This is a genomic window from Variovorax sp. PAMC 28711 (genome assembly GCF_001577265.1).
In the GTDB taxonomy this organism is placed as follows: domain Bacteria; phylum Pseudomonadota; class Gammaproteobacteria; order Burkholderiales; family Burkholderiaceae_C; genus Variovorax.
Genome location: NZ_CP014517.1, coordinates 914,662 through 938,991, shown reverse-complemented (window position 1 = coordinate 938,991; position 24,330 = coordinate 914,662). Strand labels below are relative to the sequence as shown.

At 67.9% G+C, this 24,330-nt stretch carries 25 protein-coding genes and 1 tRNA gene; 10 read left to right on the top strand and 16 right to left on the bottom strand.

Annotation, left to right across the window (positions count from 1 at the left end):
* Nucleotides 1–19: 19 nt before the first annotated feature.
* The gene (locus tag AX767_RS04780; protein WP_068629095.1) at nucleotides 20–217 is read right to left on the bottom strand and encodes a hypothetical protein; all 198 of its coding nucleotides are present in this window, start codon (nucleotides 215–217) and stop codon (nucleotides 20–22) included.
* Nucleotides 217–528 (bottom strand): hypothetical protein, encoded by a 312-nt coding sequence (locus AX767_RS21520; protein WP_168164785.1) that lies wholly within the window; start codon nucleotides 526–528, stop codon nucleotides 217–219. Before AX767_RS21520 ends, AX767_RS04780 begins: the two co-directional genes overlap by 1 nt.
* Before the next feature lie 33 nt (nucleotides 529–561).
* Here AX767_RS21520 and AX767_RS04775 point away from each other — a divergent pair, with 33 nt between their 5' ends.
* Entirely contained in the window at nucleotides 562–1,077 is a 516-nt protein-coding gene (locus AX767_RS04775; protein WP_068629094.1) for a hypothetical protein, read from the top strand.
* Here AX767_RS04775 and AX767_RS20915 read toward each other — a convergent pair.
* From AX767_RS20915 to AX767_RS04715, 12 genes are all read right to left on the bottom strand, one after another.
* Entirely contained in the window at nucleotides 1,061–1,297 is a 237-nt protein-coding gene (locus AX767_RS20915; protein WP_082754821.1) for a hypothetical protein, read from the bottom strand. The genes AX767_RS04775 and AX767_RS20915 overlap by 17 nt on opposite strands.
* Before the next feature lie 96 nt (nucleotides 1,298–1,393).
* A tRNA-Sec gene (locus AX767_RS04770) sits at nucleotides 1,394–1,486 on the bottom strand.
* A gap of 16 nt (nucleotides 1,487–1,502) precedes the next feature.
* Complete coding sequence (selB, locus tag AX767_RS04765; RefSeq protein ID WP_068629092.1) at nucleotides 1,503–3,401, bottom strand: selenocysteine-specific translation elongation factor; 1,899 nt, start codon at nucleotides 3,399–3,401, stop codon at nucleotides 1,503–1,505.
* A 16-nt stretch (nucleotides 3,402–3,417) separates the two neighbouring features.
* Nucleotides 3,418–4,623 carry a ferritin-like domain-containing protein gene (locus AX767_RS04760; RefSeq protein ID WP_068629091.1) on the bottom strand — a complete coding sequence of 402 codons (1,206 nt, stop codon included), beginning with the start codon at nucleotides 4,621–4,623 and terminating at the stop codon, nucleotides 3,418–3,420.
* Nucleotides 4,589–5,452: a phosphate/phosphite/phosphonate ABC transporter substrate-binding protein gene (locus tag AX767_RS04755; protein ID WP_068629089.1), complete on the bottom strand. Its 864-nt coding sequence runs from the start codon at nucleotides 5,450–5,452 to the stop codon at nucleotides 4,589–4,591. The genes AX767_RS04760 and AX767_RS04755 overlap by 35 nt, the downstream gene beginning before the upstream one ends.
* Before the next feature lie 10 nt (nucleotides 5,453–5,462).
* On the bottom strand, nucleotides 5,463–6,578 hold the full coding sequence (locus AX767_RS04750; protein WP_156480959.1) for an acyl-CoA dehydrogenase family protein: 1,116 nt from the start codon (nucleotides 6,576–6,578) through the stop codon (nucleotides 5,463–5,465).
* 25 nt (nucleotides 6,579–6,603) lie between these two features.
* Nucleotides 6,604–8,052, bottom strand: coding sequence for an L-seryl-tRNA(Sec) selenium transferase (gene selA, locus AX767_RS04745; protein ID WP_068629087.1), 1,449 nt, complete (start codon nucleotides 8,050–8,052; stop codon nucleotides 6,604–6,606).
* Nucleotides 8,052–9,083 (bottom strand): formate dehydrogenase accessory protein FdhE, encoded by a 1,032-nt coding sequence (gene fdhE / locus AX767_RS04740; protein WP_082754819.1) that lies wholly within the window; start codon nucleotides 9,081–9,083, stop codon nucleotides 8,052–8,054. Before fdhE ends, selA begins: the two co-directional genes overlap by 1 nt.
* A gap of 10 nt (nucleotides 9,084–9,093) precedes the next feature.
* Nucleotides 9,094–9,717 carry a formate dehydrogenase subunit gamma gene (locus tag AX767_RS04735; RefSeq protein ID WP_068629083.1) on the bottom strand — a complete coding sequence of 208 codons (624 nt, stop codon included), beginning with the start codon at nucleotides 9,715–9,717 and terminating at the stop codon, nucleotides 9,094–9,096.
* Nucleotides 9,714–10,676 (bottom strand): formate dehydrogenase subunit beta, encoded by a 963-nt coding sequence (fdxH, locus tag AX767_RS04730; protein ID WP_068629081.1) that lies wholly within the window; start codon nucleotides 10,674–10,676, stop codon nucleotides 9,714–9,716. Before fdxH ends, AX767_RS04735 begins: the two co-directional genes overlap by 4 nt.
* A 3-nt stretch (nucleotides 10,677–10,679) precedes the next feature.
* Entirely contained in the window at nucleotides 10,680–13,754 is a 3,075-nt protein-coding gene (gene fdnG / locus AX767_RS04725; protein WP_156480958.1) for a formate dehydrogenase-N subunit alpha, read from the bottom strand.
* A 96-nt stretch (nucleotides 13,755–13,850) separates the two neighbouring features.
* Nucleotides 13,851–14,204, bottom strand: a complete 354-nt coding sequence (locus tag AX767_RS04715) for a hypothetical protein (protein ID WP_237288553.1) — start codon at nucleotides 14,202–14,204, stop codon at nucleotides 13,851–13,853.
* Between the two features lie 98 nt (nucleotides 14,205–14,302).
* Here AX767_RS04715 and AX767_RS04710 point away from each other — a divergent pair, with 98 nt between their 5' ends.
* The 6 genes from AX767_RS04710 to AX767_RS04685 are packed head-to-tail and all read left to right on the top strand — an operon-like array spanning nucleotide 14,303 to nucleotide 20,410.
* Complete coding sequence (locus tag AX767_RS04710; protein WP_068629074.1) at nucleotides 14,303–16,819, top strand: ABC transporter permease; 2,517 nt, start codon at nucleotides 14,303–14,305, stop codon at nucleotides 16,817–16,819.
* A gap of 21 nt (nucleotides 16,820–16,840) precedes the next feature.
* Complete coding sequence (locus tag AX767_RS04705; protein WP_068629072.1) at nucleotides 16,841–17,260, top strand: group II truncated hemoglobin; 420 nt, start codon at nucleotides 16,841–16,843, stop codon at nucleotides 17,258–17,260.
* A gap of 4 nt (nucleotides 17,261–17,264) precedes the next feature.
* Nucleotides 17,265–18,506, top strand: a complete 1,242-nt coding sequence (locus AX767_RS04700; protein WP_068629070.1) for an NAD(P)/FAD-dependent oxidoreductase — start codon at nucleotides 17,265–17,267, stop codon at nucleotides 18,504–18,506.
* Nucleotides 18,503–19,873, top strand: a complete 1,371-nt coding sequence (locus tag AX767_RS04695; RefSeq protein ID WP_156480957.1) for a hypothetical protein — start codon at nucleotides 18,503–18,505, stop codon at nucleotides 19,871–19,873. The genes AX767_RS04700 and AX767_RS04695 overlap by 4 nt, the downstream gene beginning before the upstream one ends.
* A gap of 2 nt (nucleotides 19,874–19,875) precedes the next feature.
* A complete protein-coding gene (locus AX767_RS04690) occupies nucleotides 19,876–20,100 on the top strand; it encodes a hypothetical protein (RefSeq protein ID WP_068629066.1) in 225 nt (74 codons plus the stop codon).
* On the top strand, nucleotides 20,093–20,410 hold the full coding sequence (locus tag AX767_RS04685; RefSeq protein ID WP_068629064.1) for a DNA methyltransferase: 318 nt from the start codon (nucleotides 20,093–20,095) through the stop codon (nucleotides 20,408–20,410). The genes AX767_RS04690 and AX767_RS04685 overlap by 8 nt, the downstream gene beginning before the upstream one ends.
* A 26-nt stretch (nucleotides 20,411–20,436) precedes the next feature.
* On the opposite strand, the gene AX767_RS04680 is transcribed toward AX767_RS04685, so the two are convergent.
* Together AX767_RS04680 and radC are read right to left on the bottom strand one after the other, a co-directional pair.
* Nucleotides 20,437–21,102 (bottom strand): Smr/MutS family protein, encoded by a 666-nt coding sequence (locus tag AX767_RS04680; RefSeq protein WP_068629062.1) that lies wholly within the window; start codon nucleotides 21,100–21,102, stop codon nucleotides 20,437–20,439.
* Nucleotides 21,102–21,779 (bottom strand): RadC family protein, encoded by a 678-nt coding sequence (gene radC, locus AX767_RS04675; protein WP_068629060.1) that lies wholly within the window; start codon nucleotides 21,777–21,779, stop codon nucleotides 21,102–21,104. Before radC ends, AX767_RS04680 begins: the two co-directional genes overlap by 1 nt.
* A gap of 89 nt (nucleotides 21,780–21,868) precedes the next feature.
* Between radC and AX767_RS04670 the strand changes: the two genes are divergently transcribed.
* Genes AX767_RS04670 through AX767_RS04660 form a run of 3 tightly spaced genes read left to right on the top strand, consistent with a single transcriptional unit; the run spans nucleotide 21,869 to nucleotide 24,263 of the window.
* Nucleotides 21,869–22,327, top strand: a complete 459-nt coding sequence (locus AX767_RS04670; RefSeq protein ID WP_443082767.1) for an FKBP-type peptidyl-prolyl cis-trans isomerase — start codon at nucleotides 21,869–21,871, stop codon at nucleotides 22,325–22,327.
* Entirely contained in the window at nucleotides 22,324–23,301 is a 978-nt protein-coding gene (gene ispH / locus AX767_RS04665; RefSeq protein WP_068629056.1) for a 4-hydroxy-3-methylbut-2-enyl diphosphate reductase, read from the top strand. The genes AX767_RS04670 and ispH overlap by 4 nt, the downstream gene beginning before the upstream one ends.
* Nucleotides 23,302–23,306: 5 nt before the next feature.
* Nucleotides 23,307–24,263, top strand: a complete 957-nt coding sequence (locus AX767_RS04660; RefSeq protein ID WP_443082776.1) for a threonine/serine dehydratase — start codon at nucleotides 23,307–23,309, stop codon at nucleotides 24,261–24,263.
* The last annotated feature ends 67 nt before the right edge of the window (nucleotides 24,264–24,330 follow it).

The window sequence follows — 24,330 nt, the reverse complement described above, 5'->3', positions numbered from 1 at the left end:
GTGGGGTCTGGTGGCTTGTTCAAGGCGCCTCTTCGGGCGCCTGTTCGGGGATCACGTCTTCGGGGCTCGGCGAGTTCTGGGCGCCTTCGGAGTTCACGGTGCCTTCTTCGGCATGCAGGGCGGCGATCTTTTCCTGGGCCTCGTGGCGCGCCTGTTCGATCAGCGCTTCGCTTTCCGGCCCTTCGGGCGCGGTGGGGGTCGTGGGCACGCTGGACATCAGGTGCCCTCGCCCTTGTCGTCGGCAGCGTCGTCCGCCTTTTCGCCGGAATGCTTGAGCGCCGGCTTCATGCCGGGCTGCGGTGCGTGTTCTGCGTCGGGTGCGACTTCCTCGCCGCGGTGTTTCTTCTCTTGTTGCACTTTCTTGTCGTGCGCGACATTTCTTGGATCGGTCATGCGCTCAGGTTGCATCGCCGCATTCCCGTCCCGCGTCGGACTGGACGCCGAGCGACCTGCCCGCAAAGCGCTACTGAAAATCAGAAAAATGGCCACATCCACCTGCGGTGTTGCCACGTAAACAATGCGGGTCACTTCCGCATCCCATTCATTTGCAGAGTCGTTTTCATGAACCCACCTTCACGCTCCGGCACCGCCAGAGCACTCACCGAGCGCGAGGCGTTTGCCGGCGTGCTCGCATCGCTGGTGCACCAGCGATGCATCGCCACGCAAACCCAGAAGACGTCGCGCACCGGGCTGCAATTGACGGTGCCGGTGAATGAGAGGCCCTACGTGCGCCGCGGCCTCGATGCGTTGATCGACCAAGGTGTGCTCGTGATGACCGGCGAAGACATCGGCTTCACGCCACAGGGCCATGTGCTGATGACCTTCATCGCCAACGTGCACGACCACCCGAACACCGTCGCAGAGGACGTCGCCGGGCATCCGGTGCTGACGCCACTCTTCAAGGCGATCGCACTGGACGAGCGACTGGAACCGCCCCGATCGATGGACGAAATCCGCACGCTGCCCGCGCGCCTCGAAAACTACCGCGGACGGCGCAAGACGAGCGGCGTGAAGCGCCTGGTGATGGTGCTCGGCGGTGCGGGCGTGGTGGCCGTCGGGTTCATGCTGATGCGTTGATGCCCGCGATGCGCCCGATGTCCTCGGCGCGTTTGTGAAGTCGCGGCAACAGGTCGAACAGATCGTTGTCGGCGGTATCGGCGCCGCGAAGCGACGCGATGGTGAGCACCGCGCGCGTGTGACCGCGCGCATGGCCCCCCGGCACGCTGAGGTCGCGTCCGCCGACGAAACGCGCGTTTTCCGCATCGCCCCAACCGTCGTCGCGCATCTTGGCGAGCATCGCCAGGTACGCACTGCGCTCGGTGGCGCTCTTGCGCTGGAATTCGGCGCGGCGCGAGAGCAGGTCGTCTATGTGAGCGCGCCCGCCGCGAAAGGGCGGAAGGGAGAGGGAGTCGAACCCTCCCGGCGACGCGTGGCGCCACCCACCGGGTTTGAAGCCCGGCCGCCCCACCAGGGACGATTCCCTCCCATGCATGCGTGCAAATTCATGGGAACAACACCGTGTCCGGCCGCAGCAGATGCTGGTCTTTCACGCGCCGCGTGAACCCGATGCGGTCGAAAAATTCCAGCAGCTGGATCGCGCGCTTGCGGCCGAGGCCGGTGGCGTCGCGAAAGCTCGCAGCCTGCAGCCCCTCGGGCTGCGCGACGCATTCGCGGGCCAGCGCGGCCAGCCGCGCGATCGTCACTGACGGATAGTACAAGTCCTTGACCACCTGCCAGGTCTGGCCGCGTCGCGCCAGGCTCGCGAGCGTCTGCCGCACCACGGGTTCGGTGGCACCGCTGCCCACGGCGAGATCGCGCACCCACGGCGGGTCGAAGCCGCCGTCGGCGAGCTGCGGCAAGAGCTTTTGCGCGAGCCGTTCTTCGGCGGCGCTCAGCACCGCGGCGTGGGCCGGCAGGTGCAGCCAGTGACCGCTTCGCGCGAGGGCGCCGGTGGCGAGGAGCGCCTCGACGGCGTGCTGCCACAGCGCATCGCCGACGCGCGGGCCGGCCAGGCGCTTGAGTCGCCGCAGATCGGGGCCGACCTCTTCGGGCGCGCTGCGATGAAAGGCGGTGAGCCGATCGGTGATCGACTGCTGCAACGCTGCCAGGTGCTGGCGCGCCACGGCGGCGTTGGCGAGGTGCACGGCGTCGGACGGCAACGGCAGCGCGGCGTCGGCGCGCAGCGCGAGCGCGCGGCGCGTGCGGTCTGTATCGAGGCCCAGCGGCGCGCCCACGAGCAGCGCTTCGAGGCGCGCGCTGCGGTCTTCCAATGCCCACGCCGCGCGAGCCTGCAGGCGCTCCGGCGTGCGGCGGTAGCGCGTGGGCGCGAAGGGGTCGAGCACGCGCACGCCGGCCAGCGTGCGCATGGCCGATGCGTCGCGCAGCACGCCGCGGTCGCCGTGCCAGGCGCTCAAGGACTCGCGCAGCACGAGTTGCGCGGGTGCGGTGTCGCCGGGTGCGAGCACGTTGCGGTCGAGCAGCGCGACCGACGCCATCACGTCGCTCGCGCCCAGGTGCGCGTGCACGGTGGTGCCGGAGCGCAGGGCGTTCGCCTCGCCGGGCCACAGCGTGAGTTGCACGTCGATGCGCGCCGTCGTCAGCGCAATGGTGGGTGCGCACAGCCACTGGCCGCGGTGCACGTCTTCCCTGGCGATGCCGGCGAGCGCCAAGGCGCAACGCTGGCCGGCTTCTGCCGACTCGGCCTGCTCGTTCTGCGCGTGGATGCCGCGCACGCGCACCTTGCGTTCGCCGGGCATGACGAGCAGTTCGTCGCCGATGCGGACGCTGCCGGCCATGACCGAGCCGGTGACGACCGTGCCCACGCCGGACAGGGTGAAGGCGCGATCGACCGGCAGGCGGAAGGCGAGCGCATCGTCGTAAAAACGCGCGGTGCGCGCTTCGGCGACGAGGTGATCGCGCAGCGCATCGACGCCTTCGCCGGTGGTGGCGGACACCGGAAAGACCGGCGCACCCGCGAGCGGCGTGCTGGCCAGCAGCGCATCGATCTCGGCCCGCACCTGCGCAATGCGGGCCGCGCGCTCGACCGTGTCGATGCGATCGACCTTGGTGATCGCGACGCTGCCGCGCTGCAGGCCCAGCAGCGCGACCACGGCGAGATGTTCGCGCGTCTGCGGCATCACGCCGTCGTCGGCGGCCACCACCAGCAGCGCGTGGTCGACGCCGGTGGCGCCGGCCAGCATGGTGTGCAACAGGCGCTCGTGGCCGGGCACGTCGACGAAGCCGAGCGAGGTGGCATCGGCCGCGCGAAGGTACGCGTAACCGAGCTCGATCGAGATGCCGCGGCGCTTCTCTTCAGGCAGCCGGTCGGTGTCGACGCCGGTGAGCGCGCGCACCAGCGTGGTCTTGCCGTGGTCGATGTGGCCGGCGGTGCCGATGATCATGGTCGCGGCTCCGGCCTCACATGAAGTTGCGCGTGTGCATGTCGGCCAGCCGGTCGGCTTCGGCACGTTCGAAGCCGAGGCGTCCCAGCCGGGCGCGGCGGCCGGACGCCATGTCGCGCTTGAGCTGTTGCACCGCCTCGTGTCCGCGCTTCACGGCGGGCAGCGTGAGCTCACCCGCGGCCAGCAGCACCAGCGCGTCGAACACCTCCTCGTTCAGGCCGGCGGTGTTGGCGAGCGCGTCGTAGCGCTGCTCGATCGCGTTGCGCAGGCGGATCTGATAGTCGGGTTCTTCGGCCAGCCGGTACTCGAGGTGCGCCATGCCGAAGGCGACATGCCGCGCCTCGTCGCGTGCTGCGAGTCGCGCGATCTGCCGCGTCACCGGATCGGGCGCATGCGCGTGCAGGAAGTTCAGCAGGTTGATGAAGCTGCCTTCGCCGAGCACCGACAGCAGGAAGGTGGCGATGGAGAAGTCGGGCGCGTCGAACAGCGATTGCAGGCTGGCCTGGCCGCCGGCGGTCGAGAGCGCCGGGCTCGCACCCCGCAGCGTCGCGCGGCGCGTGAACACCTCGATATGCCGTGCCTCGTCGGCGCATTGCAGCGCCAGCAGTTGCAGCACCTCGCGGTAGTGCGGATGCACCTGGCCGAGGTGGCGCGCCGGCACCAGCAGCGCAGCGTTCTCGTTCTCGATGAGGTAGGTCATGACCTGGACCACGGCGGCCTCGACCGGCGGCGGCAGGTCGAAGGGCGCGTTCCAGTCGACGGCGGTCGCCGGGTCCCACTGCGCGGCCGCGGCCTGCGCATAGAGCTCGCCGGCGGTGGCGGCCCAGAGTTCGTTGCGACGGTGCAGCGCGAAGGCGAAGGGCGGGCTGCCGGCTTCGACGGTCGCGCCGCGCGCGGCAAGGCCCCAGCCGGCGAGCGCGTCTTCGGCCGGGCCTTGCGCCGCATCGCCTGTCGTTTGCGCACCGTGCCAGCGACCTTCGGCGTGCAGCGCGCGCGTCAGGTGGGCTTGTGTCACGCCGGCTTCGCTGGTCGTGAAGCGCACGCCGTGGCCCTGCTGCCGGCACCACGCTTCGAGATGCAGATCCCACGCAGGCGCCGAGCCCTGCACGCACAGCGCACCGCCCGCGGGCTGTTCGGCCAGCGCGCGGCGGATGAGCAGCAGGGCGCCTTCTTCGAGGCCCAGCGACTCAATATCGATAGTCGGCGTTGAGGATGCGGCCATCGGGGCTGTAGAAACGTTCGTCGTCGACCGCGCGCTCGAGCTGCGCGTAGCCGCTGGTGCGGCCGGTGCGCCACTCGCGCAGGCCTTCGAGTTCGAGCAGCGGTCGCACGGCGGGATCGTCCCAGCGCATCGACAGCAGCAGCGTCACGAAGCGGTCGATGAGCCCTTCGGGCGCGCCGGGGCTGGTCGTGAAGTTGCAGTGGTCGAAGGGCGCGGTACTCGCGATGACGCGCGTGCTGCCGGCGGGCAGCGTGCCGTCGAGGCCGAAGGCCAAGTGGTTGCCGGCGATGAGGCAGCAGGCGTCGATCTCGCCGGCCATCAGCGCGCGGGCCGCATCGCGCTCGCCGCCGATGTGGTCGCCATGCTTGCCGCCGAGCACGTCGAAGTACTTCAGCGTGAAGTCGTCGCGCTGCACCAGGCCTTCTTCGGTGCGCAGGTGGTCCAGCGGAATCAGCGTGGCCTGCGGCGAATCGAGCGCGCCCGCGCCGACGGTCTTGCCGCGCAGGTCGGTGGGGATCTGGATGCCGCTGTCGGCGCGCACGACGATCACCGAGCGCAGGTCGATGTCGGTGTCGCGCATCGCGACCGAGTGCACCTGGAGACCCTTGCTGCGTGCGATGCGATCGGCGCGCACCCAGGCCAGCGGCGAGTTCCACGCAACGTGGATCGCGCCTTCGAACTGCGCCTCCACCTGGCGTTCGTAGTTCGAATACAGCACGTAGTCGAAGGGCAGGCCGTGCGCCACGAAGAAGGCCTTGAAGCCTTCCCAGATGGTGACGACCTTGGGCGCGTAGGCGACGGCGCCCATGATCAGTGTCGGTGGGGTCATGTGGTTTCTTTCAGAACAACGGCAGGCCGGTGATGGCCTTGCCGATGAAGTCGTAAAGCACGTCGGACGTGGGCGCCATCACGCTCGAGGCGCGCGCATCGCGGAACAGGCGCTCGATGCCGGCCTCCTTGCGGAAGGCCGCGCCGCCGCACACGCGCATCGCGATGTCGGTGACTTCGAGGGCAGTCTCGGCGGCGGCCGCCTTCACTTCGAGCACGCGCAGCAGGGTGTCGGGTCGACCGGCGCCGATGGCGGCAATGGTGTCGCCCAGCAGCGCCTGCGCCATGTCGGTCTTGATGCGTGCGCGGGCCAGGTAGGCGCGGATGGTCGGCAGGTCGGCCAGCGAACTGTCGAGGTGCACATGGCGCGTCTGGCCCACATGGCCGATCGCGCGCGACAGGGCGCCTTCCATCAGGCCGACCGAGCAGGCCGCGCTGAGCGTGGTGAACCACGGCAGCACCGTGCCCATCATCGTGTCGAAGCCCTTGCCGTCTTCGCACAGGCGATCGCCGGCCGCGACGCGCACGCCCTCGGCCGTGATCGGCGTCGACGCGTTGCCGCGCAGGCCGAGGCCGTCGAACTTGAAGGGTTGGGCCAGGCCCGTTGCCTTGGCGTCGACGAACCACAGCGTGCTCGTGCCTTCGGCGGCGAGCGGCTTGCTCGACCACACGTAGCTGTCTGCTTCGAAGGCCGAGGTGACCCAGCTCTTGCGTGCGTCGAGCACGACGCCGTCGCCTTCCGCGCGTGCGGTGCCGGTCGGCGCCCAGAAGTGGCTGCGCGAATCGGCTTCGGAGAAGGCGAGGGTGCTCAGGTGCCGGCCGCTCGCGATGGCCGTGCGCACGGCCTCGCTGCCCGACTGTTCGAGCACGGCGGTCGCGCAGTAGTGCATGCACACCACCATCGCCGTCGACGGGCAGCTCTGCGCGATGCCCGAGACGACCTGCGCCGCTTCGGCCAAGCCGTGGCCCATGCCGCCGACCGACGTTGCGGACACGAGCCCGAGCAGGCCGGCGTCGCCGAGGGCCTGGATCACCTCGCGCGGAAAGCGGCCCTCGGTGTCGGTGCGCTGGGCCAAGGGCGCCAGCGTGTCGGTCAGGAGGGGGGCGAGCAGATCGAGGTGGCGCATGGGCGTTTCCGAAGGAGGTAAAGAGTTATTGCAGGCGAGCGCGCAGCGCAGGCAGCTGGTCGACAAACGGCGCGCTGGCTTCGAGGCAGCGCAGGTCGAGCAGCAGACGATCATCCGCGATGCGGCCGATGACGGGCAGCGGCAGTTGGCGCAGCGCCGTCGCCAGCGCATCGAGCGCAGTGCCCAGCCCCTTTTTCGACGTGCCGGCCGGCACCAGCGCGAGGCCGGCCGACGGCAGGCGCTCGACGGGCAGCGAGCCCGAGCCGATCTGCCCGAGCAGCTCGACCACCTCGACCGTGAAGCGCGGCGCGACGGCTGCGGCCACCACCGGTTGCAGCGTGCGCGCGAGGTCGCGGATGGCGTTGGCCGGCCGCGTCAGCAGGCGCAGCGTCGGCAGGTCCTGCGCCAGGCGTTCCGGCCGCAGGTACAGCATCAGCGTGGCTTCCAGCGCAGCCAGCGGCAGCTTGCTCATCCGCAGCGCCCGCTTCATCGGGAATTGGCGGATGCGGCCGACGGCCGCCTTGCTGCCGACGATGAGGCCGGCCTGGGGGCCGCCCAGCAGCTTGTCGCCGGAAAAAGTGACCACGTCGCAACCGGCCGCGAGCATCTCCTGCGGCAGCGGCTCGCGCGGCAGGCCGTAGTGCGCCAGGTCGACCAGCGAGCCGCTGCCCAGGTCGGTGGCCAGCGGCACGCCGCGCGCATGGGCGATGCCGGCCAGCGTCTTCTCGTCGACCGCGGCGGTGAAGCCCTGCACCGCGTAGTTGCTGGTGTGCACCTTCATCACGAGGCCGGTGCGCTCGGTGATCGCGCGCTCGTAGTCGGCCGGGTGCGTGCGGTTGGTGGTGCCGACTTCGACCATGTGCGCGCCGGCACTGGCCATCACGTCGGGCATGCGGAAGGCGCCGCCGATCTCGACCAGCTCGCCGCGCGAGACGATCACCTCGCGGTCGCGTGCCAGCGCGGCGATGGTCAGCAGCACGGCGGCGGCGTTGTTGTTGACCACGGTCGCTGCCTCGGCGCCGGTGATCGTGCAGAGCAGGTCTTCGATGAGCGAATCGCGGTCGCCGCGGCCACCCGACACGAGGTCGTATTCGAGATTGTTCGGCGAGGTCATCACCGTGAGCAAGCGCTGCAGCGCCGCATCGGCCAGCACCGCACGGCCGAGATTGGTGTGGATGACGGTGCCCGTCAGGTTGAGCACGCCGCGCATGCGGGGCGCGAGGCGCTGGTCGATGCGCGATGCGAGTCCCGAGACGAGTGCGGCAACGTCCACCTCGGCCAGCGGCAAGGTGCCGGCGATCGCCCGTTGGCGCAAGCCGTCGAGCAACGCGCGCGCTTCGGTGACGACCAGCGTGCGACCGTGGGCGATGAGCAGGGTGGAGGCTGCGTCGCCGCGCAGCAGTTGATCGACAGAAGGCAGATCGGAGGGCCTTGCCGTCGAGCCGTGGACCACGGACTCTTCGGGCGCGGCCATCAGCCGCCTCCGCCGTCGTTGTCGGGTTCGGGGTCGCCGAACAGCAGCATCAGGTTGTGGCCGCTGCGGTCCATGCCGGCATCGGACACCAGCAGGTCGAGCGCCACGCTGGCGAGGTCGTCCGCCACCGGTTCGACCTCGGAATCTTTTTCCATCGACACCTGCTTGAGATAGTGGCTGCAGACGTCGCAGCACTCGGCCTTGATGGCGCCGGGGCGGGCGGCCGTGGCACGCGCTTCGGCATTGGCGTCGACGGGTGCCAGTTCCTCGAAGTGAATGCCCTTGGTGCTTTCGCAGTGCGTGCACTTGATGCGCACGTAGTGCCACTGCGTGCTGCACAGCGAGCAGTGCAGGTAGCGGAATCCGGCGTCTTCGGCGCCGATGCGCGTGATGCTCGCCGTCGGCACGCTGCCGCAGCAGGGACAGAGGGTGCCGGGTTCGGTGTGGCCGAACACGCGCTCGCCGTGGGCCGCCGCCGTGTGGATGGCCAACTGCGTCCAGTACACCTGCAGGCCGGCCGCGATCAGCGGTGCGGTCGCCAGGTCGAGGCCCAGCGTGATGCGGCGCGACAGCCGGTCGGCCTGGCTGTCGATCCAGTCGTCCGGCGCGGCGCGCAGGCGGTCGACGGTGTCCTTGACGGGGCCCGCCGCGAGCGTCGCGCCGAAGGTGTCGAGCAGCCGGCGCAGCTCGGCACGCCACACCGGGTCGCGCGACCAGCCGAATGCCGGGGTCGGCGGCTTCAGCGCCTTGGCTGCAGCCATGCACGCAGTCGGATCGGGAATGGCGATGTCCGGACAGTCCTTCAGCACGAGGTGCTGCGCAGCGGCCAGGTCGGCGACGAACAGCAGGTAGTCGCGCATCGGATGCGATGCGGCGAGCTGCCGCAGACGCAGCTGTCGATCGGAGAAAACGGCGGCGCGCACCGGCAGCCGCACAAACGGCATCTGCCGCCCGGCCTGCATGGCAATTTCTTCTGCCGAAAGAACGCGTGTGGTGCGAAGCGGCGCGGTGGTGTCGGGGCTGGGTGTCATCGAGCGCGCATTATTCACCGCGCGTCATTTTTTTGTGCCACAGCGGGTGGTTGAGCTTGGCCCAGCCTTCGGTCACGGTGCCGCGCGTCATGGCGCGAATGCTGCCCTTGACCCACAGCGCCGCGTAGATGTGCGTGATGACCGAGAGGATCAGCACCACCGCCGACGCGGCATGCACCACCACCGCGATGCGGCGCAACAGGATCGGGAAGAAGCCCACGAACCACGGGCTCCAGAACATGAAGCCGGTCACGAGCAGCAGCACCAGGCTGATGGCGAAGGCCCAGAACACGAGTTTCTGACCGGCGTTGTACTTGCCGACCGGCGGCATGTGCGACTTGTCGCCCTTGAGCATGGCCGGCGCGTTCGCGATCCAGTCCCGGTCGCTGCGGTCGAGCACGTTCTCCCGCCACATCGTGAAGAACAGGAAGGCGAAGCCGAGCACCATCGCCACGCCGAGGAACGGGTGCAGGATGCGCGTCCACGGACCGCCGCCGAACAGCGCGCTGAAAAAGAACAGCGACGGGTGGAAGAACGCGAGGCCGGAAAGCGCCGCAGCGAAGAACAGGATCGCCACGAACCAGTGGTTCAGGCGGGTGCTGTCGCGGTAGCGTCGAAGCAGTCTGGCAGTCATCGCGGTGTCTCCTTCGGTGCCTCGTGGGTCTGCGGCGGTTCTTCGATGATCACGGTGTTGCCATCGCCGTCGCCGTGTTCTCGGGGGTCGACTTCTTCCTTGGCCTCGATCGGGCCGACCTTCATGTAGTGGAAGAAGCTGCCCACGACCGCGCCCACCATCGCAAGCACCGCCAGTGGTTTGGCCGCGCCCTTCCAGAGCGAGACCAGCGGACTGATGTGCGGGTCTTTCGGGAGGTTGCTGTAGAGGCCGGGACGATCGGCATGCTGCAGCACGTACATCACGTGCGTGCCGCCGACGCCGGCCGGGTCGTACACGCCGGCATTCGCGAAGCCGCGTTCCTTCAGGTCGACGATGCGCTCCGAGGCGTACTCGTGCATGTCTTCCTTGGTGCCGAAGTGGATGGCGCCGGTCGGGCAGGCCTTGACGCAGGCCGGCTCCAGGCCCACGCCCACGCGGTCGGAGCACAACGAGCACTTGTAGGCCTTGTTGTCGCCCTGGCTGATGCGTGGCACGTCGAACGGGCAGCCGGTCACGCAGTTGCCGCAACCGACGCAGTGCTCGCTGATGAAGTCGACGATGCCGTTGCTGTACTTGACGATGGCGCCCGGCGCCGGGCATGCCTTCAGGCAGCCGGGGTCCTCGCAGTGCATGCAGCCGTCCTTGCGGATCAGCCATTCGAGCTTGCCAGGCTCGGGTTCGACCTCGGCGAAACGCATCACGGTCCAGGAGTCGGGCGTGAGGTCGTTCGGGTTGTTGTAGCTTCCGCCCACGTCACCGATCTCGTCGCGCAGATCGTTCCATTGCATGCACGCCACCTGGCATGCCTTGCAGCCGATGCAGGTCGATACGTCGATGAGCTTGGCGACCTGCTGCACCTGCGGGCGGTGCCGGATGTCGGGCGACGGCGTGGTGGTGGCCGAACGCGCCGCGATGTCGAGTGTTTGAAGGGATGACATCGCTCAGGCCTTTTCGATGTTGACGGTGAACGACTTGTATTCGGGCGTCTGCGTATTCGCATCCCCGACGAAAGGCGTCAGCGTGTTGACCAGATAGCCCGGCTTCGCGAGACCGATGAAGCCCCAGTGGTTCGGCAGGCCGACCGTGTGCACCGTGCGACCGTCGACCTGCAGCGCGTTGATGCGCTTGCTCACCAGCGCCACCGCCTTGATGAAGCCGCGCTTGCTGCTCACCTTGACCCAGCCGCCGTTCTCGATGCCCTTTTCCTTCGCCAGCTCTTCGCCGATTTCGACGAACTGCTGCGGTTGGATGATGGCCGAGGTGCGCACGTTCTTGGTCCAGTAATGGAAGTGCTCGGTGAGACGGTAGCTGGTCGCCACGTACGGAAAGTCTTTGGGCACGCCGAGTCGTTCGAGGTCGCCCTTGAAGATGCGCGCCGCGGGGTTGGCGCGTGCCACCTCGCTCTTCGGGTGCATCAGGTTGTTGACCAGCGGCGACTCGAAAGGCTCGTAGTGCTCGGGCAGCGGCCCCTCGGCCATGCCGGTCGGCGCGAACAGGCGCGCAACGCCTTCGGCCGTCATGATGAACGGCCGCACCGCGTCGGGGTCCATCGGATTGGCGTCGGGCCGGATGTCCGGAACGTCGGAGCCGATCCATGCCTTGCCGTCCCACTTGACCAGCGTGCGCTTGGGGATCCACGGTTGCCCGGTGGTCGGATTGACCGAGGCGCCGTTGTAGATGATCCGGCGGTTCGCCGGCCATGCCCAACTCCAGTTCAGGGCCTGGCCGATGCCGTACGGATCGGCGTTGTCGCGCCGCGCCATCTGGTTGCCGGCCTGCGTCCAGGCGCCGCTGTAGATCCAGCAGCCCGAGGCGGTGCTGCCGTCGTCGCGCAAGAGGCCGAAGCCCGACAACTGCTCGCCCGCCTTGGCGAGCACTTTGGTCGGATCTTTCGGATCGACCAGGTCGGCGAGCGCTTTCCCGCTGTATTCCATCGCCAGCTCCTGGGCCGACGGTGCATGCGGAATCTTGTAGGGCCAGGTGAGCTGGGTGATCGGTTCGGGGAACGCACCGCCTTCCTTCAGGTAGGCCGCACGGATGCGCGAGAAGATGCCCGCGACGATCTCGATGTCGCCCATCGCCTCGCCCGGGGGCTCCGCGCCCTTCCAGTGCCACTGCAGCCAGCGGCTGGAGTTGGTCAGCGAGCCCTCTTCCTCGGCGAAGCAAGTCGACGGCAGGCGGAACACGGTGGTCTGGATGTCCGCCGTCTTCACGTCGTTGAAGGCGCCGTAGTTCTTCCAGAACTCGCTGGTTTCGGTGACGAGCGGATCGATGGTGACCAGAAACTTTAGCTTGGAGAGGCCGTCGACGATCTTCTTCTTGTCGGGGAAGGATCCGACCGGGTTGAAGCCCTGGCAGATGTAGCCGTTGATCGCGCCCTTGTTCATGAGCTCGAACGCCTGCAGCACGTCGTACAGCTTGTCGATCTTGGGCAGGTAGTGAAAGGCCCACTCGTTCTCTGCGGTGGCCGCATTGCCCCACCACGACTTCTGCATGCTGACGAAGAACTTCGGGTAGTTCTGCCAGTAGCTCATCTGGTTCGGACGCAGCGGCTTGAGCGCGCGGGTCTTGTAGTACACGTCGAGCGACTGCTCGCCATCGCGCGCCAGCGACATGTAGCCCGGCAGCGAATTCGAGAGCAGGCCGAGGTCGGTCAGGCCCTGGATGTTGCTGTGCCCGCGCAGCGCGTTCATGCCGCCGCCGGCCACGCCGATGTTGCCCAGCAGCAGCTGCATGATGGCTGCGGTCCGGATCATCTGCGAGCCCGTGCTGTGCTGCGTCCAGCCGAGCGCATACATCACCGTCATCGTGCGGTTCGGCACGCTGGTGCTGGCGATGTAGTCGCAGACCTTCAGGAACTTGTCCTGCGGCGTGCCGGTGATGCGGCTCACCAGTTCCGGCGTGTAGCGCGAGAAGTGCCGCTTCATGACCTGCAGCACGCACTGCGGATCCTGCATGGTCATGTCGACCTTGGCCATGCCGGCGTCGTCGAGTGCGTAGCCCCACGACTTGGGGTCGTAGTTGCGCTTCTCGGCGTTGTAGCCGCTGAAGAGACCGTCTTCGAACTTGTAGTCAGGCCCGACGATGAACGGCGCGTTGGTGTAGTGGCGCACGTACTCGGTCTGGATCTTGTCGTTGCTCAGCAGGTAATTGAGCACACCCGACAGGAACGCGATGTCCGACCCTGCACGCACCGGCGCGTAGTAGTCGGCCATGGCGGCCGAGCGCGTGAAGCGCGGGTCGACCACCACCAGGCGGGCCTTGTTCTGCTTCTTGGCCTCGATCACCCACTTGAAACCGCACGGATGCGCTTCCGCGGCGTTGCCTCCCATGATCAGCACGACATCCGCGTTCTGGATGTCCTGCCAATGGTTGGTCATTGCGCCTCTGCCGAACGTCGGGGCCAGACTGGCCACCGTCGGTCCGTGTCAAACGCGTGCCTGGTTGTCGAAGACCAGCATCCCCATCGAGCGGAATGCCTTGTGGGTGATGTAGCCGGTCTCGTTGGACGATGCCGACGCGCACAACATGCCCGTGCTGGTCCAGCGATTGACCGTGGCACCGGCCGCGTTCGTGCGCTGGAAGTTGGCGTCGCGGTCGGCCTTCATGAGCTTGGCGATGCGGTCGAGTGCGCTGTCCCAGCTGATGCGCTTCCACTCATCGGTGCCCGCTTCGCGGACTTCGGGGTACTTGAGCCGGTTGGGGCTGTGCACGAAGTCCAGCAGTCCTGCCCCCTTCGGGCACAGCGTACCGCGGTTGACCGGATGGTCCGCGTCGCCCTCGATGTGGAGGATGGACGACACCACGTTCTTCGCCTTGTCGCCGAGGCTGTACATGATGACGCCGCAGCCTACCGAGCAGTACGGGCAGGTGTTGCGCGTCTCGGTGGTGCGGGCCAGCTTGAAGTTGCGCGTTTCCGCCAGCGCAGCGGTCGGCGAGAAGCCGAGCACGACCATGCTGGAGCCGACCAGGCCGGCACCGCTCACGCGGAAGAACTGACGGCGGCTCACGTCCATGACGGAACCTCCTGCGCGGTAAGAGTGGATTGTTTCATCGTGGTGGTTTTTTTAAGGGAGAACGAAACGGGTGATGCAGCGACGCGCCGGTTGCGCCTACTGCGACTGCGACGACGTCTTGCCATCGCCAGCCGTCGGCGCCGCAGCCCCGCCTGCGGGCGGCGCGCCGCCGGACTGCCCGGCGCTCATGCCGCCCACGGCCGCGCCGCCTTCGGAGGGGCCGCTGCTCGGCGTGGCGGAAGTGATGACGGTGTCGCCGGAGGCGGCGGGCTTGATCCCGGCCGGATAGGCGGAGGAGGGCGGTCCGCCCGAAGCGGCGGTCGGGCCTTCGCTGGACCCTGCCTTCGGTGTGGGCATCGACGGCTTGGCGTCGCACCCGAGCAGCACGGCCGAGACGAACAGCAGGCCTGCGAGGGGCACCGCGAGGAAGCGTGGGGATCGCGGGATCATGCTCGACTCCTTTGTGCGAAACAGTCTAGCAACGGAATGTGGGGCGTGCATCGGTGGCTGTCCTACGTGGAGGCGAATCGTCGGCTATCGTTTGCCCCATGAACGCATCCATTCGCCTCGGTTGGCGCACCCTCTGGCGCGACCTGCGCGCCGGCGAGCTCCGGCTTCTCATCGTCGCCGTCCTGCTGGCCGTCGCCGCACTCACCGCGGTCGGTTTCTTCGCCGACCGGCTCAAGGGTGGCCTGCAGCGCGATGCGCGCCAGCTGCTGGGCGGCGACGCCGTGATCGCCAGCGACAACCCGACGCCGCCGATGTTCGTGGAACGCGCGAAGGCGCTCGGCTTGCAGGCCGCCGGCACTTTCGGTTTTCCGACGATGGCGCGCGCGAGCGATGCGCAAGGCGGCGCCACCAAGCTCGTGGCGCTCAAAGCCGTCGAGACCGGCTACCCGCTGCGCGGCAGCGTGCTGACGGCGCCGGATTCGGAGACACCCGGCCAGATCACGCGCGACATCCCGAAGCCCGGCGAGGTCTGGGTCGATGGCCCGTTGCTCGAGTCGCTGGCGCTCAAAGTCGGAGACGCGCTTCTTCTCGGGGACACGAGTTTGCGCATCGGCCGCGTGATCACGCTGGAACCCGACCGCGGCGCCGGCTTCATGAGCTTCGCGCCGCGCGTGATGATGAACCAGGCCGACGTCGCACGCACGGCGCTCGTGCAGCCCGCCAGCCGCATCAACTACCGCTTCGCCGTGGCCGGCGAGGCGCCCGCCGTGAAGGCCTTCAGCGACTTCGCCGAAGCCACGCTCAAGAAGGGCGACGTGCGCGGCGCACGGCTCGATTCCTTCGAGACCGGCCGACCCGAAATGCGCCAGACGCTCGACCGTGCCGAGAAATTCCTGAACCTCGTCGCGCTGTTGTCGGCTTTGCTGAGCGCGGTCGCCGTCGCGCTCGCGGCGCGTGGATTCGCGGCCAGCCACCTCGACGACTGCGCGATGTTGCGCGTGCTCGGCCAGAGCCAGCGCACCATCGCGATGGCCTACGCCTTCGAGTTCGCGGTGATCGGTTTGGTGGCGAGCGGCATCGGGGTCGCCATCGGCTATGCGGTGCATTACGTCTTCGTGTTGCTGCTCGCCGGGCTGGTGGAAACCGCGCTGCCGGCCGCCACCTTGTGGCCGGTGGCCTTCGGTTTCGGCATGGGCCTCACGCTGCTGTTCGCCTTCGGTCTGCCGCCGGTGCTGCAACTCGCCAAGGTCCCGCCATTGCGCGTGATTCGGCGCGATGTCGGCGGACTCAAGCCGGCGTCCGTCGCGGTGCTCGCGCTGGGTGTTGCCGGCTTCGCGGCCTTGCTGCTCGCGGCCAGCAGCGACCTCAAGCTGGGGCTGATCGCAGTCGGTGGTTTTGCCGGCGCGGTCGCCGTGTTTGCGCTGCTGAGCTGGCTCGCGGTAAAGGTGCTGCGACGCAGCGTCAACGAGAGCACCGCGCCGCGTTGGCTGGTGCTCGCGACGCGGCAGATTTCCGCACGACCGATCTACGCCGTGGTGCAGGTCAGTGCGCTCGCGGTCGGCCTGCTCGCGCTCATCCTGCTGGTGCTGTTGCGCACCGACCTCGTCGCGAGCTGGCGCAAGGCCACGCCGCCCGATGCACCGAACCGCTTCGTCATCAACGTGATGCCCGACCAGAACACCGCCTTCCAGAAAACGCTGCGCGACGCGGGCGTCGGCAAGTTCGACTGGTACCCGATGATCCGCGGCCGACTGGTCGCGATCAACGGCAAGACCGTGTCGCCCGACGACTACGAAGAAGACCGCGCCAAGCGCTTGGTCGATCGCGAGTTCAACCTGAGCAACAGCGCCGAAGCGCCGCCGCACAACGTCGTCACGGCCGGGGCCTGGAAGCCGGATGCGGCTGGCGAGGTGAGCGTGGAAGAGGGCCTGGCCGAGACGCTGGGCCTGAAACTCGGTGACAGCCTGCGCTTCGACATCGGCGGTATCCCGACCGACGCGCGCATGACCTCGCTGCGCAAGGTCGACTGGGGTTCGCTGCACGCCAACTTCTTCGTGATGTACACGGTGGCGACGCTCGCCGACGTGCCGGTCACTTACATGGGCGCGTTCCGCGCGCCGGAGGTCAAGGGCTTCGACAACGCGCTGGTGCGCGCTTACCCCAACGTGACGAATGTCGACATGAGCGCGACCATCGCGCAAGTGCAGCGCGTGCTCGACCAGGTGATCCGCGCGGTTGAGTTCCTGTTCGGCTTCACCCTGGCCGCGGGGCTGGTGGTGCTGTTCGCCTCGGTGACGGCCACGCGCGAGGAGCGCGCCCGCGAGTTCGCGATCATGCGGGCAGTCGGCGCACGCGCGAGCCTATTGCGGCAGGTGCAGCGCGCCGAGCTCGTCGGCGTCGGCCTGCTGGCGGGATTGCTCGCGAGCCTCGTCGCGTCGGCCATTGGCTGGGCCCTGGCGCGCTACGTGTTCGAGTTCACCTGGACCGCGTCGCCGCTGGTGCCGATCGGCGGGGCGCTGGCCGGCGCGGTGCTGGCGCTCGCGGCGGGATGGTGGGGCCTGCGCGAGGTGCTGAACCGGCCGGTGGTCGACACCCTGCGGCGTGCCGCGGAATAACCGGCCCGTGCCGACAGCCTCATGCAGATTCAGGACAAACCCGCGTTCGACACGCCCTTCGAGTGGATCGGCGGCGAAGACAAGGTCCGCGCGCTGGTCGACCGCTTCTACGACCTGATGGAACTCGAGCCCGCGTATGCCGTGCTGCGTGCGGTGCACGGCAACACGCTCGAGAACGCGCGCCAACGACTCTTCTGGTTCCTGTGCGGCTGGCTCGGCGGACCGTCGTACTACACCGATCGCTTTGGCAACCCGATGCTGCGCGCGCGGCACCTGCCGCAAAGCATCGGTGGCCACAGCATTGGCATCCGGGAACGCGACCAGTGGCTGGCCTGCATGGACCAGGCGATGGGCGAGACCGGCGTGGACGAAGCGCTGCGCGCGCGTCTGCGCGATTCCTTTTTCAAAACAGCCGACTGGATGCGCAACCGCGGCGAATGACCCCATGAGCAACACCCACAACCATATCGTCATCATCGGCGGCGGCCATGCCGCAGCCCAGCTCTGCGTGGGCCTGGCCGAAGCCGGGCAGGGCGCGCGCGTGCACCTGGTGTGCGAAGAAGCTTGCGAGCCTTATCACCGACCGCCGCTGTCGAAGGCGTTCCTGAAGAATGCGGAGGAAGCCGCGCAGCCGCACAAGGCCGCCGACTGGTACCGCGAGGCCGGCATCACGCTGCATTTGGGCGATGCCGCGACCGCGATCGATCGCGCGGCGCGAACGGTCACGCTGCGCTCCGGCGCCGTGCTGCCCTACGAACGGCTGGTGCTGGCCACCGGCACCCGCGCGCGTCGTCTCGCAGGGTTGCCCGACGGCCTGGACAACGTCGCCATGTTGCGTGCCGCCGACGAGGCGCAGCGGCTGCGTGCCCGACTCATCGCCGCGCAGAACGTCACCGTATTGGGTGGTGGATTCATCGGACTCGAAGTGGCTGCGACCGCGCAGGCGCTCGGCAAGACGGTGCGCGTGATCGAGAGCGCTCCGCGCCTGCTGGGCCGCGCGGTGTCGCCCGAACTGTCGGCGCATGTGCTGGCGACGCACCGTGCGGCCGGCATTGACGTGGTGCTCGGCGCCCGGGTCGGCGCGTTCGAGATCGCGGGCGACCGGCTCGTGTCGATGGAAGTCGACGGCGTCGCGCAGCCGGTCGACCTGCTGTTGCTCGGCATCGGCGCCGTGCCGGAGACCGCGCTTGCAGAAGCGGCCGGACTCGAATGCGCCGACGGCATCGTGGTCGACCCGCACATGCAGACGAGCGATGCCGCGGTGCTGGCCATCGGCGATTGCACGCGCTTCACCGATCGTCGGGCCGCCGCGCCGCTGCGACTGGAGTCGGTGCAGAACGCCAACGACCAGGCCCGCACCGCGGTCGCCACGCTCACCGGTGCACCGAAGCCGCACGACGCGCTGCCGTGGTTCTGGTCGGAGCAGGGCGCGATGCGCCTGCAGATGGCGGGGCTGGTGCCGGCCGAAGGCACGCCGGCGCATGTCGTCGTGCGGCGCGCGGGGCCGGGCGCGAATCCCAACGCGTTCTCGCTGTTCCACTACGTCGCGGGTCAGCTGGTGTGCGTCGAATCGGCCAACGCACCCGTCGATCACATGATGAGCCGCAAGCTGTTGGAAGCAGGACGCAGCCCCGATGCGGCTGCGGTGGCCGACGTGGGGATGCCGCTGAAGAACCATCTCGCGTGAGCGCCGGGCCGTCGTCGATGTCGATCCAGATCAAGGGGCTCGTTTGCCCCCAGTGCGGCGCCACCGGCTCCAGCAAAGTCACAGGGACGCCCAACCTTTACGCCTGCAAGAATTGCCAGGCCGAATTCGTGCTGAGCGACAGCAACGCGCCCAAGAGCGTCCATGTGGTGCACAGCATGGCGCACGACCAGTTCGAGAAGCTGCGCAAGTTCAAGCTGGGGCTGGCGGTGGGCGCCGGAGTGTTCATGGTGCTGTTGCTGACACCCTTCCTCTTGGACCGCTTCAAGAAAGCGGGACCGCCGCCCGAACAACCAGGCCGGCTCGAGGCCTCGACCGTCTATGTCCCGGAAGGCGGCAAGACCGGCTTTGTGCGCGTGCTGGAGACCGGCGACGATCGCAGCGACCGCTACCGCATCGTTATCACCGATCTGGCTTCGGGCAAGAGCCTGGCGGAGCCGCAGACCATCGACTTTCAGCGCAACACCGGATCGAGACGGCCGGCGATCAAGCATTTTTCGGATGGCAGTATTTACCTGGTCCTCAACGCTCAGCGGCTGATGCGGCTGGAGCCTGCCGGCCCCCGTTTCGTCGACATGAACGAGGCGTTGATCAACCGCTATCCCCAGCAACTCGGCGTGGGCGTCGCCAAGCTGGAGCTCGCGATCAGTGCCTACCCCGACCTGCTCAAGGTGACCACCAACAGCGGCGAGAACTACAACGTCTACTGGCTGACCGGTGAGATCCTGCGAGAGGGCGAAAGCTACGACGATCTGCGCAAGCGCCCCTATGCCAGTTACACGGACACGGTCAAGCGCATTGCGGTCGCCAGCGCGAGCTCGGACCGCGACCGCGGGAGCAGCAACGACCCCGGCCTGCTGGTCAGTTACGAGCAAAAGGTCCGCCCGGGCGAGTACACGAATCGGCCCTACCTCGAGTTGCTCGATGCGGAGAATTCGGGACTGCGTTCGATGCCAGAACGCTATGCCGCAGTGACGCCGGAATGGATGGTCAACGCGCTCCGGCTGAAGGAGCTCGGCATCGTCAACCTGACGCTGCTGCCACCAGGACAAAAACGCTTTCGGGCCAACGTGCTGGCCGAGAACGCCACACGCGTACTGGTGGCCTACGCACCGACGCCCGTCACCGAGCAGGGCCGCATCCTCCAACTGATCGACAAGCTGACCCACGCAGTGGTGTGGAGCCGAACGGTGGACCAATTGCCGCAGATCACGCGCAACGGCACGTACTTGAGCGCCGATCCGCTGCCTTCGGGCTTCTACGTCACGTCGGACTCTTCCACCCCGTCGGTCCTGCTCGACAACAACGGGAACATCGCACACGACTTCCGGCCGTCGAAGCGGGACTAACCGTGCCAGACAATCGCCGCGACCCGGGCAAGAGCGCCGGGCCGACCGATCTGATCTTCATCGACCCGCCGCACAACACCGGCGACGAAGGCTCGCTCTACAGCGACGGCGTCAACTCGCCGACCATGAAAGAGTGGCTGAGCAGCAACCCGGTCGATGCCGAAGACATGCGTGCGCCACGCCAAATGGCTTTGCATGATGTGGCCGCGGCGGGTGTCATTGCGTGAACGACTGCTGCGCAAACTGCTGAGCGAGCGCGGCTCGCTCTGGATCACGCGGGATGGCAACGAGGTGCACCGGGCGCGGAGGGTGCTGGATGAGATTTTTGGGGAGGACGCGTTCATTGCAAACGTGGTTTGGCAGAAGAACTATTCGCCAAAGAATAGCGCTCAGTTCTTTAGTGAACACCACGACGACGTGATCGTGATTGCCAAAGATAAATCGCTGTGGCGCCCGAAATTGCTTGACCGTACCGAGCTGATGGAAGCGCGCTATACCAACGTGGACAGCGATTCGCGGGGCCTTGGAAGCCGGTAGACGTGTTCGCGGCGTCGTAGCGCCTCTCAACGCCCCACCGGCGCCAGCAGCACGACGAGCGCGCCCGCGCCGCCTTCGGCCGGCTTCGCCTGCACGAAGGCGAGCACCTCTTTTTTCTGGATCAACCAGCGCTGTGTCTTGGTCTTGAGCACCGGCAACTTGCCGGGGGATCCCAGCCCCTTGCCGTGCACCACGCGCACGCAGCGCACGCCCTGTTTGTGCGAGGTGCGAATGAAGGCGCCGAGCGCCTCGCGCGCTTCGTCGCTGCGCAGGCCGTGCAGGTCGACCTGCCGCTGGATCGACCACTCGCCCGCGCGCAGCTTGCGCGTCACGTCGGTGCCGATGCCGGGGCGGCGAAAGCTCATGGCATCGTCGACGTCGAGCAACGTCGTCACGTCGAACTCGTCGCTGATCGATTCGCGCAGAACGCGTTGTTCGTCCAGTTGATGCTGGAACGGGATGGGCGCCGGCGGCTCGGGCGCGAGCGGCACGGCGGCCACGCGGCGCAGTGGCTGCGTGGCGCCGATGGCGCGGCTGAACAGGTCTTTTTCGGCCAGCCGCTTTTTCTCCGCCGCGAGACGCGCGGCGGCTTCCGCGGCCTCTCGCGTGCGGGTGTCGGCCAGCGTTTTCTGGACGCTCTTCAAGTCGGCGAGCGACTTCAGGCCAGCAGGCTTTTTCGGTGTCGCGGCCATCAAACCAATCCTTTTTCGGCCATCGACAGCGTCTGGCCGGCGGCAACGATCACATGGTCGAGCACGCGCACGTCGACCAGCGCAAGCGCCGCCTTGAGCGTCTGCGTGAGCGATTCGTCGGCGCGCGACGGCTCGACGCCGCCGCTCGGGTGGTTGTGCGCCAGCACGACCGCGGCCGCGTGGTGGTGCAGTGCGCGGATCACGACTTCGCGCGGGTACACGCTGGTCTGGGTAAGCGTGCCGCGGAACAGTTCTTCGAGCGCGATCAGCCGGTGCTGCGCATCCAGGAACAGCGCTGCGAACACCTCGTGCGGGCGCGAGGCGATGTGCAACTGCAGGTAGTGCTTGACGGCCTCCGGCGAGTCGAAGATCGCGCGCTCCTTGAGGCGCTCGGCCATGGCCCGGCGAGCGAGTTCGAGCACGGCGGTGAGCTCGGCGCGCTTGGCGGTGCCGCCCAGCCCCTTGATCTTCTTCAGGTCGTCGACGCTGGTGTTCAGGAGGCCGGCGATGCCGCCGAAGGTGTCGAGCAGCTCCTGCGACATCTGCAGCACGTTCTTGCCTGCCACGCCGGTGCGCAGCAGCAGCGCAAGCAGTTCGGCGTCGCCGAGCGCGCTGGCGCCGCGCGCGATGAGTTTTTCGCGCGGACGGGCGTCGGCGGGGAGGTCCTTGAAGGCCATGGCGGGGAGATAAGACCCTGATCGGGCGGCGCAAACGAGGGGAAAGCGCCGCTCCTTAAAATGAGGCTCAGTTTATCGGGACCCCCATCTTGTCTTTGCCCACACCCGCCGCCGTCGTTTCGGCTGGCTCCTTCCTGACCCTGCACTACCGGCTTGCCGGGCCTGCGGGTGACATCATCAATACTTTCGCCGACAAGCCGGCGACGCTGTCGCTCGGCACGGGCGAGCTGTCGCCGGCCATGGAGCAGCGCCTCATCGGGCTCGAAGAAGGCACGCATACCACCTTCGAACTGCCGACCGGCGAGGCCTTCGGCGACCGCAATGCCGAGATGCTTCAGTGGGTGGCCAAGACGCTGCTCGCGAAGCTGGGCGACCCGGACGAGAAATACGCCGTCGGCGACGTGGTGCAGTTCCCGACGCCCGATGGCGCCGGCAGCTACGCCGGCGCGGTGACCGAGTCGAACGACACGGCGGTGCGTTTCGACTTCAACCATCCGCTCGCGGGCCAGCCCGTGACCTTCGAAGTGCAACTGATCGGCGTGCTGTGACGGCTGTCGTCAAAACGCTCGACGAAATCATCCTCGCGGAACCGCGTGGTTTCTGCGCCGGTGTGGATCGCGCCATCGAGATCGTCGAGCGCGCGCTGGCAAAGTTCGGCGCGCCGATCTACGTGCGCCACGAGATCGTGCACAACACCTACGTGGTGAACGAACTCAAGTCCAAGGGCGCGATCTTCATCGAAGAGCTCTCCGACGTGCCGCCCGGCGCCACGCTGGTGTTCAGCGCACATGGCGTGAGCAAGGCGATCCAGCAGGAAGCGCGCGCCCGCGGCTTCGACATTTTCGACGCGACCTGCCCGCTGGTGACCAAGGTGCATGTCGAGGTCGCGAAGCTCGCCAAAGAAGGCTACGAATTCATCATGATCGGCCACAAGGGTCACCCGGAAGTCGAAGGCACGATGGGCCAGCTTTCCAGCGGCATCCATCTGGTCGAGGACGTCGCGGACGTCGCCACGGTGCAACCCGCGCAGACCGACAAGCTCGCCGTCGTCACGCAGACCACGCTGAGCGTCGACGACGCCGCCGAAATCTCGGCGGCCGTGCGCGCGCGCTTCCCGAAAGTGCGAGAGCCCAAGCAACAGGACATCTGCTACGCCACGCAGAACCGCCAGGACGCGGTCAAGATCATGAGCCCGCAGGTCGACCTCGTGATTGTGGTGGGCAGCCCGACCAGTTCCAACAGCAACCGTCTGCGCGAACTCGCGCAGCGCCTGGGCACCGAAAGCTACATGGTCGATTCGGCCGCCGAGTTGCAACCGGCGTGGTTCGAAGGCAAAAGCCGCATTGGCCTCACCGCCGGTGCGTCGGCGCCGGAGGTGCTGGTGCGCGAGGTGATCGACCGCATCCGCGCGCTCGGTGCGGTGTCGGTACGCAAGATGGACGGCATCGAAGAGACCATCAAATTCCCGTTGCCCAAGGGCCTGAAGCTCGACGATATGGCGCCGCCGGGGCACATCTCGTGAGCGCCGTGCCCATTGACTGGCGCGATGAAATCGATCGCGCCGCACGCCGGCTCGACGGACATTCCGGGCATTTCATTCTCGAAACGCCGCTCTGGAAACTGCCCGCTGCCGCGCTCGGCCTGAACCTCGCCGATGGCGTCGAGGTCTGGCTCAAGCTCGAGCATCTGCAAACCGGCGGCAGCTTCAAGGCGCGCGGCATGATGAACCGCCTGCTGGCGAATCACATTCCCGCCAGTGGCGTGATCGTCGCGTCGGGCGGCAACGCAGGCATCGCCACGGCTGAGGCGGCACGTTCGCTTGGCGTGCGTTGCGAAGTGTTCCTGCCCGGCGCCTCACCCGAAGCCAAGCGCGCCAAGCTGCGCGCGTTGGGCGCCGAAGTGGTCGTGGTCGGCGACGCTTATTCGGATGCGCTGGCCGCGTGTCTTGCACGGCAGCAAGAGACCGGCGCGCTGCTCACGCACGCCTACGACCAGCCGGAAGTGGTGGCTGGCGCCGGCACGCTCGGGCGCGAGATCGAAGCGCAGGGCGGCTTGCCCGATGCCGTGCTCGTGAGCGTGGGCGGTGGCGGCCTCGTGGGTGGGTTGGCGGCGTGGTTCGAACAGCGCAGCCGGGTTGTCGCACTCGAGCCCGAGCGTGCGCCAACCCTGTTTCGCGCGCGCGAAGCAGGCGAGCCGGTCGATGTCGAGGTGGGCGGGGTGGCCGCCGATTCGCTCGGTGCCAAACGCATCGGTGCGCTCGCGTGGGGGATCACGCAGCAGCAGGTACGCGATGCGTTGCTGCTGCCGGACGAGGCGATCCGCGCCGCGCAACTTTGGCTGTGGAAAGCGCTGAAGCTCGCCGTCGAACCGGCGGCCGCCTTGCCGCTCGCGGCGCTGCAGACCGGCGTTTACGCACCTCGCCCCGGGGAGAGGGTGTGCCTGATCGTTTGCGGCGCGAACGTCGACCCGTCGACGCTGAATTGATCGTCGCGCGAAGCGACACGAAGCGCACGAAGGCGGGTGGCGAGCGCAGTCCCGCCGCCTAAAATCG

Bases quoted from the DNA above. Each gene is read 5' to 3' on its own strand.
- AX767_RS04780 (WP_068629095.1), bottom strand. From the start codon at position 217: ATGTCCAGCGTGCCCACGACCCCCACCGCGCCCGAAGGGCCGGAAAGC.
- AX767_RS04775 (WP_068629094.1), top strand. From the start codon at position 562: ATGAACCCACCTTCACGCTCCGGCACCGCCAGAGCACTCACCGAGCGC.
- AX767_RS20915 (WP_082754821.1), bottom strand. From the start codon at position 1,297: ATGCTCGCCAAGATGCGCGACGACGGTTGGGGCGATGCGGAAAACGCG.
- selB (WP_068629092.1), bottom strand. From the start codon at position 3,401: ATGATCATCGGCACCGCCGGCCACATCGACCACGGCAAGACCACGCTG.
- AX767_RS04760 (WP_068629091.1), bottom strand. From the start codon at position 4,623: ATGGCCGCATCCTCAACGCCGACTATCGATATTGAGTCGCTGGGCCTC.
- AX767_RS04755 (WP_068629089.1), bottom strand. From the start codon at position 5,452: ATGACCCCACCGACACTGATCATGGGCGCCGTCGCCTACGCGCCCAAG.
- AX767_RS04750 (WP_156480959.1), bottom strand. From the start codon at position 6,578: ATGCGCCACCTCGATCTGCTCGCCCCCCTCCTGACCGACACGCTGGCG.
- selA (WP_068629087.1), bottom strand. From the start codon at position 8,052: ATGGCCGCGCCCGAAGAGTCCGTGGTCCACGGCTCGACGGCAAGGCCC.
- fdhE (WP_082754819.1), bottom strand. From the start codon at position 9,083: ATGACACCCAGCCCCGACACCACCGCGCCGCTTCGCACCACACGCGTT.
- AX767_RS04735 (WP_068629083.1), bottom strand. From the start codon at position 9,717: ATGACTGCCAGACTGCTTCGACGCTACCGCGACAGCACCCGCCTGAAC.
- fdxH (WP_068629081.1), bottom strand. From the start codon at position 10,676: ATGTCATCCCTTCAAACACTCGACATCGCGGCGCGTTCGGCCACCACC.
- AX767_RS04715 (WP_237288553.1), bottom strand. From the start codon at position 14,204: ATGATCCCGCGATCCCCACGCTTCCTCGCGGTGCCCCTCGCAGGCCTG.
- AX767_RS04710 (WP_068629074.1), top strand. From the start codon at position 14,303: ATGAACGCATCCATTCGCCTCGGTTGGCGCACCCTCTGGCGCGACCTG.
- AX767_RS04705 (WP_068629072.1), top strand. From the start codon at position 16,841: ATGCAGATTCAGGACAAACCCGCGTTCGACACGCCCTTCGAGTGGATC.
- AX767_RS04700 (WP_068629070.1), top strand. From the start codon at position 17,265: ATGAGCAACACCCACAACCATATCGTCATCATCGGCGGCGGCCATGCC.
- AX767_RS04680 (WP_068629062.1), bottom strand. From the start codon at position 21,102: ATGGCCGCGACACCGAAAAAGCCTGCTGGCCTGAAGTCGCTCGCCGAC.
- radC (WP_068629060.1), bottom strand. From the start codon at position 21,779: ATGGCCTTCAAGGACCTCCCCGCCGACGCCCGTCCGCGCGAAAAACTC.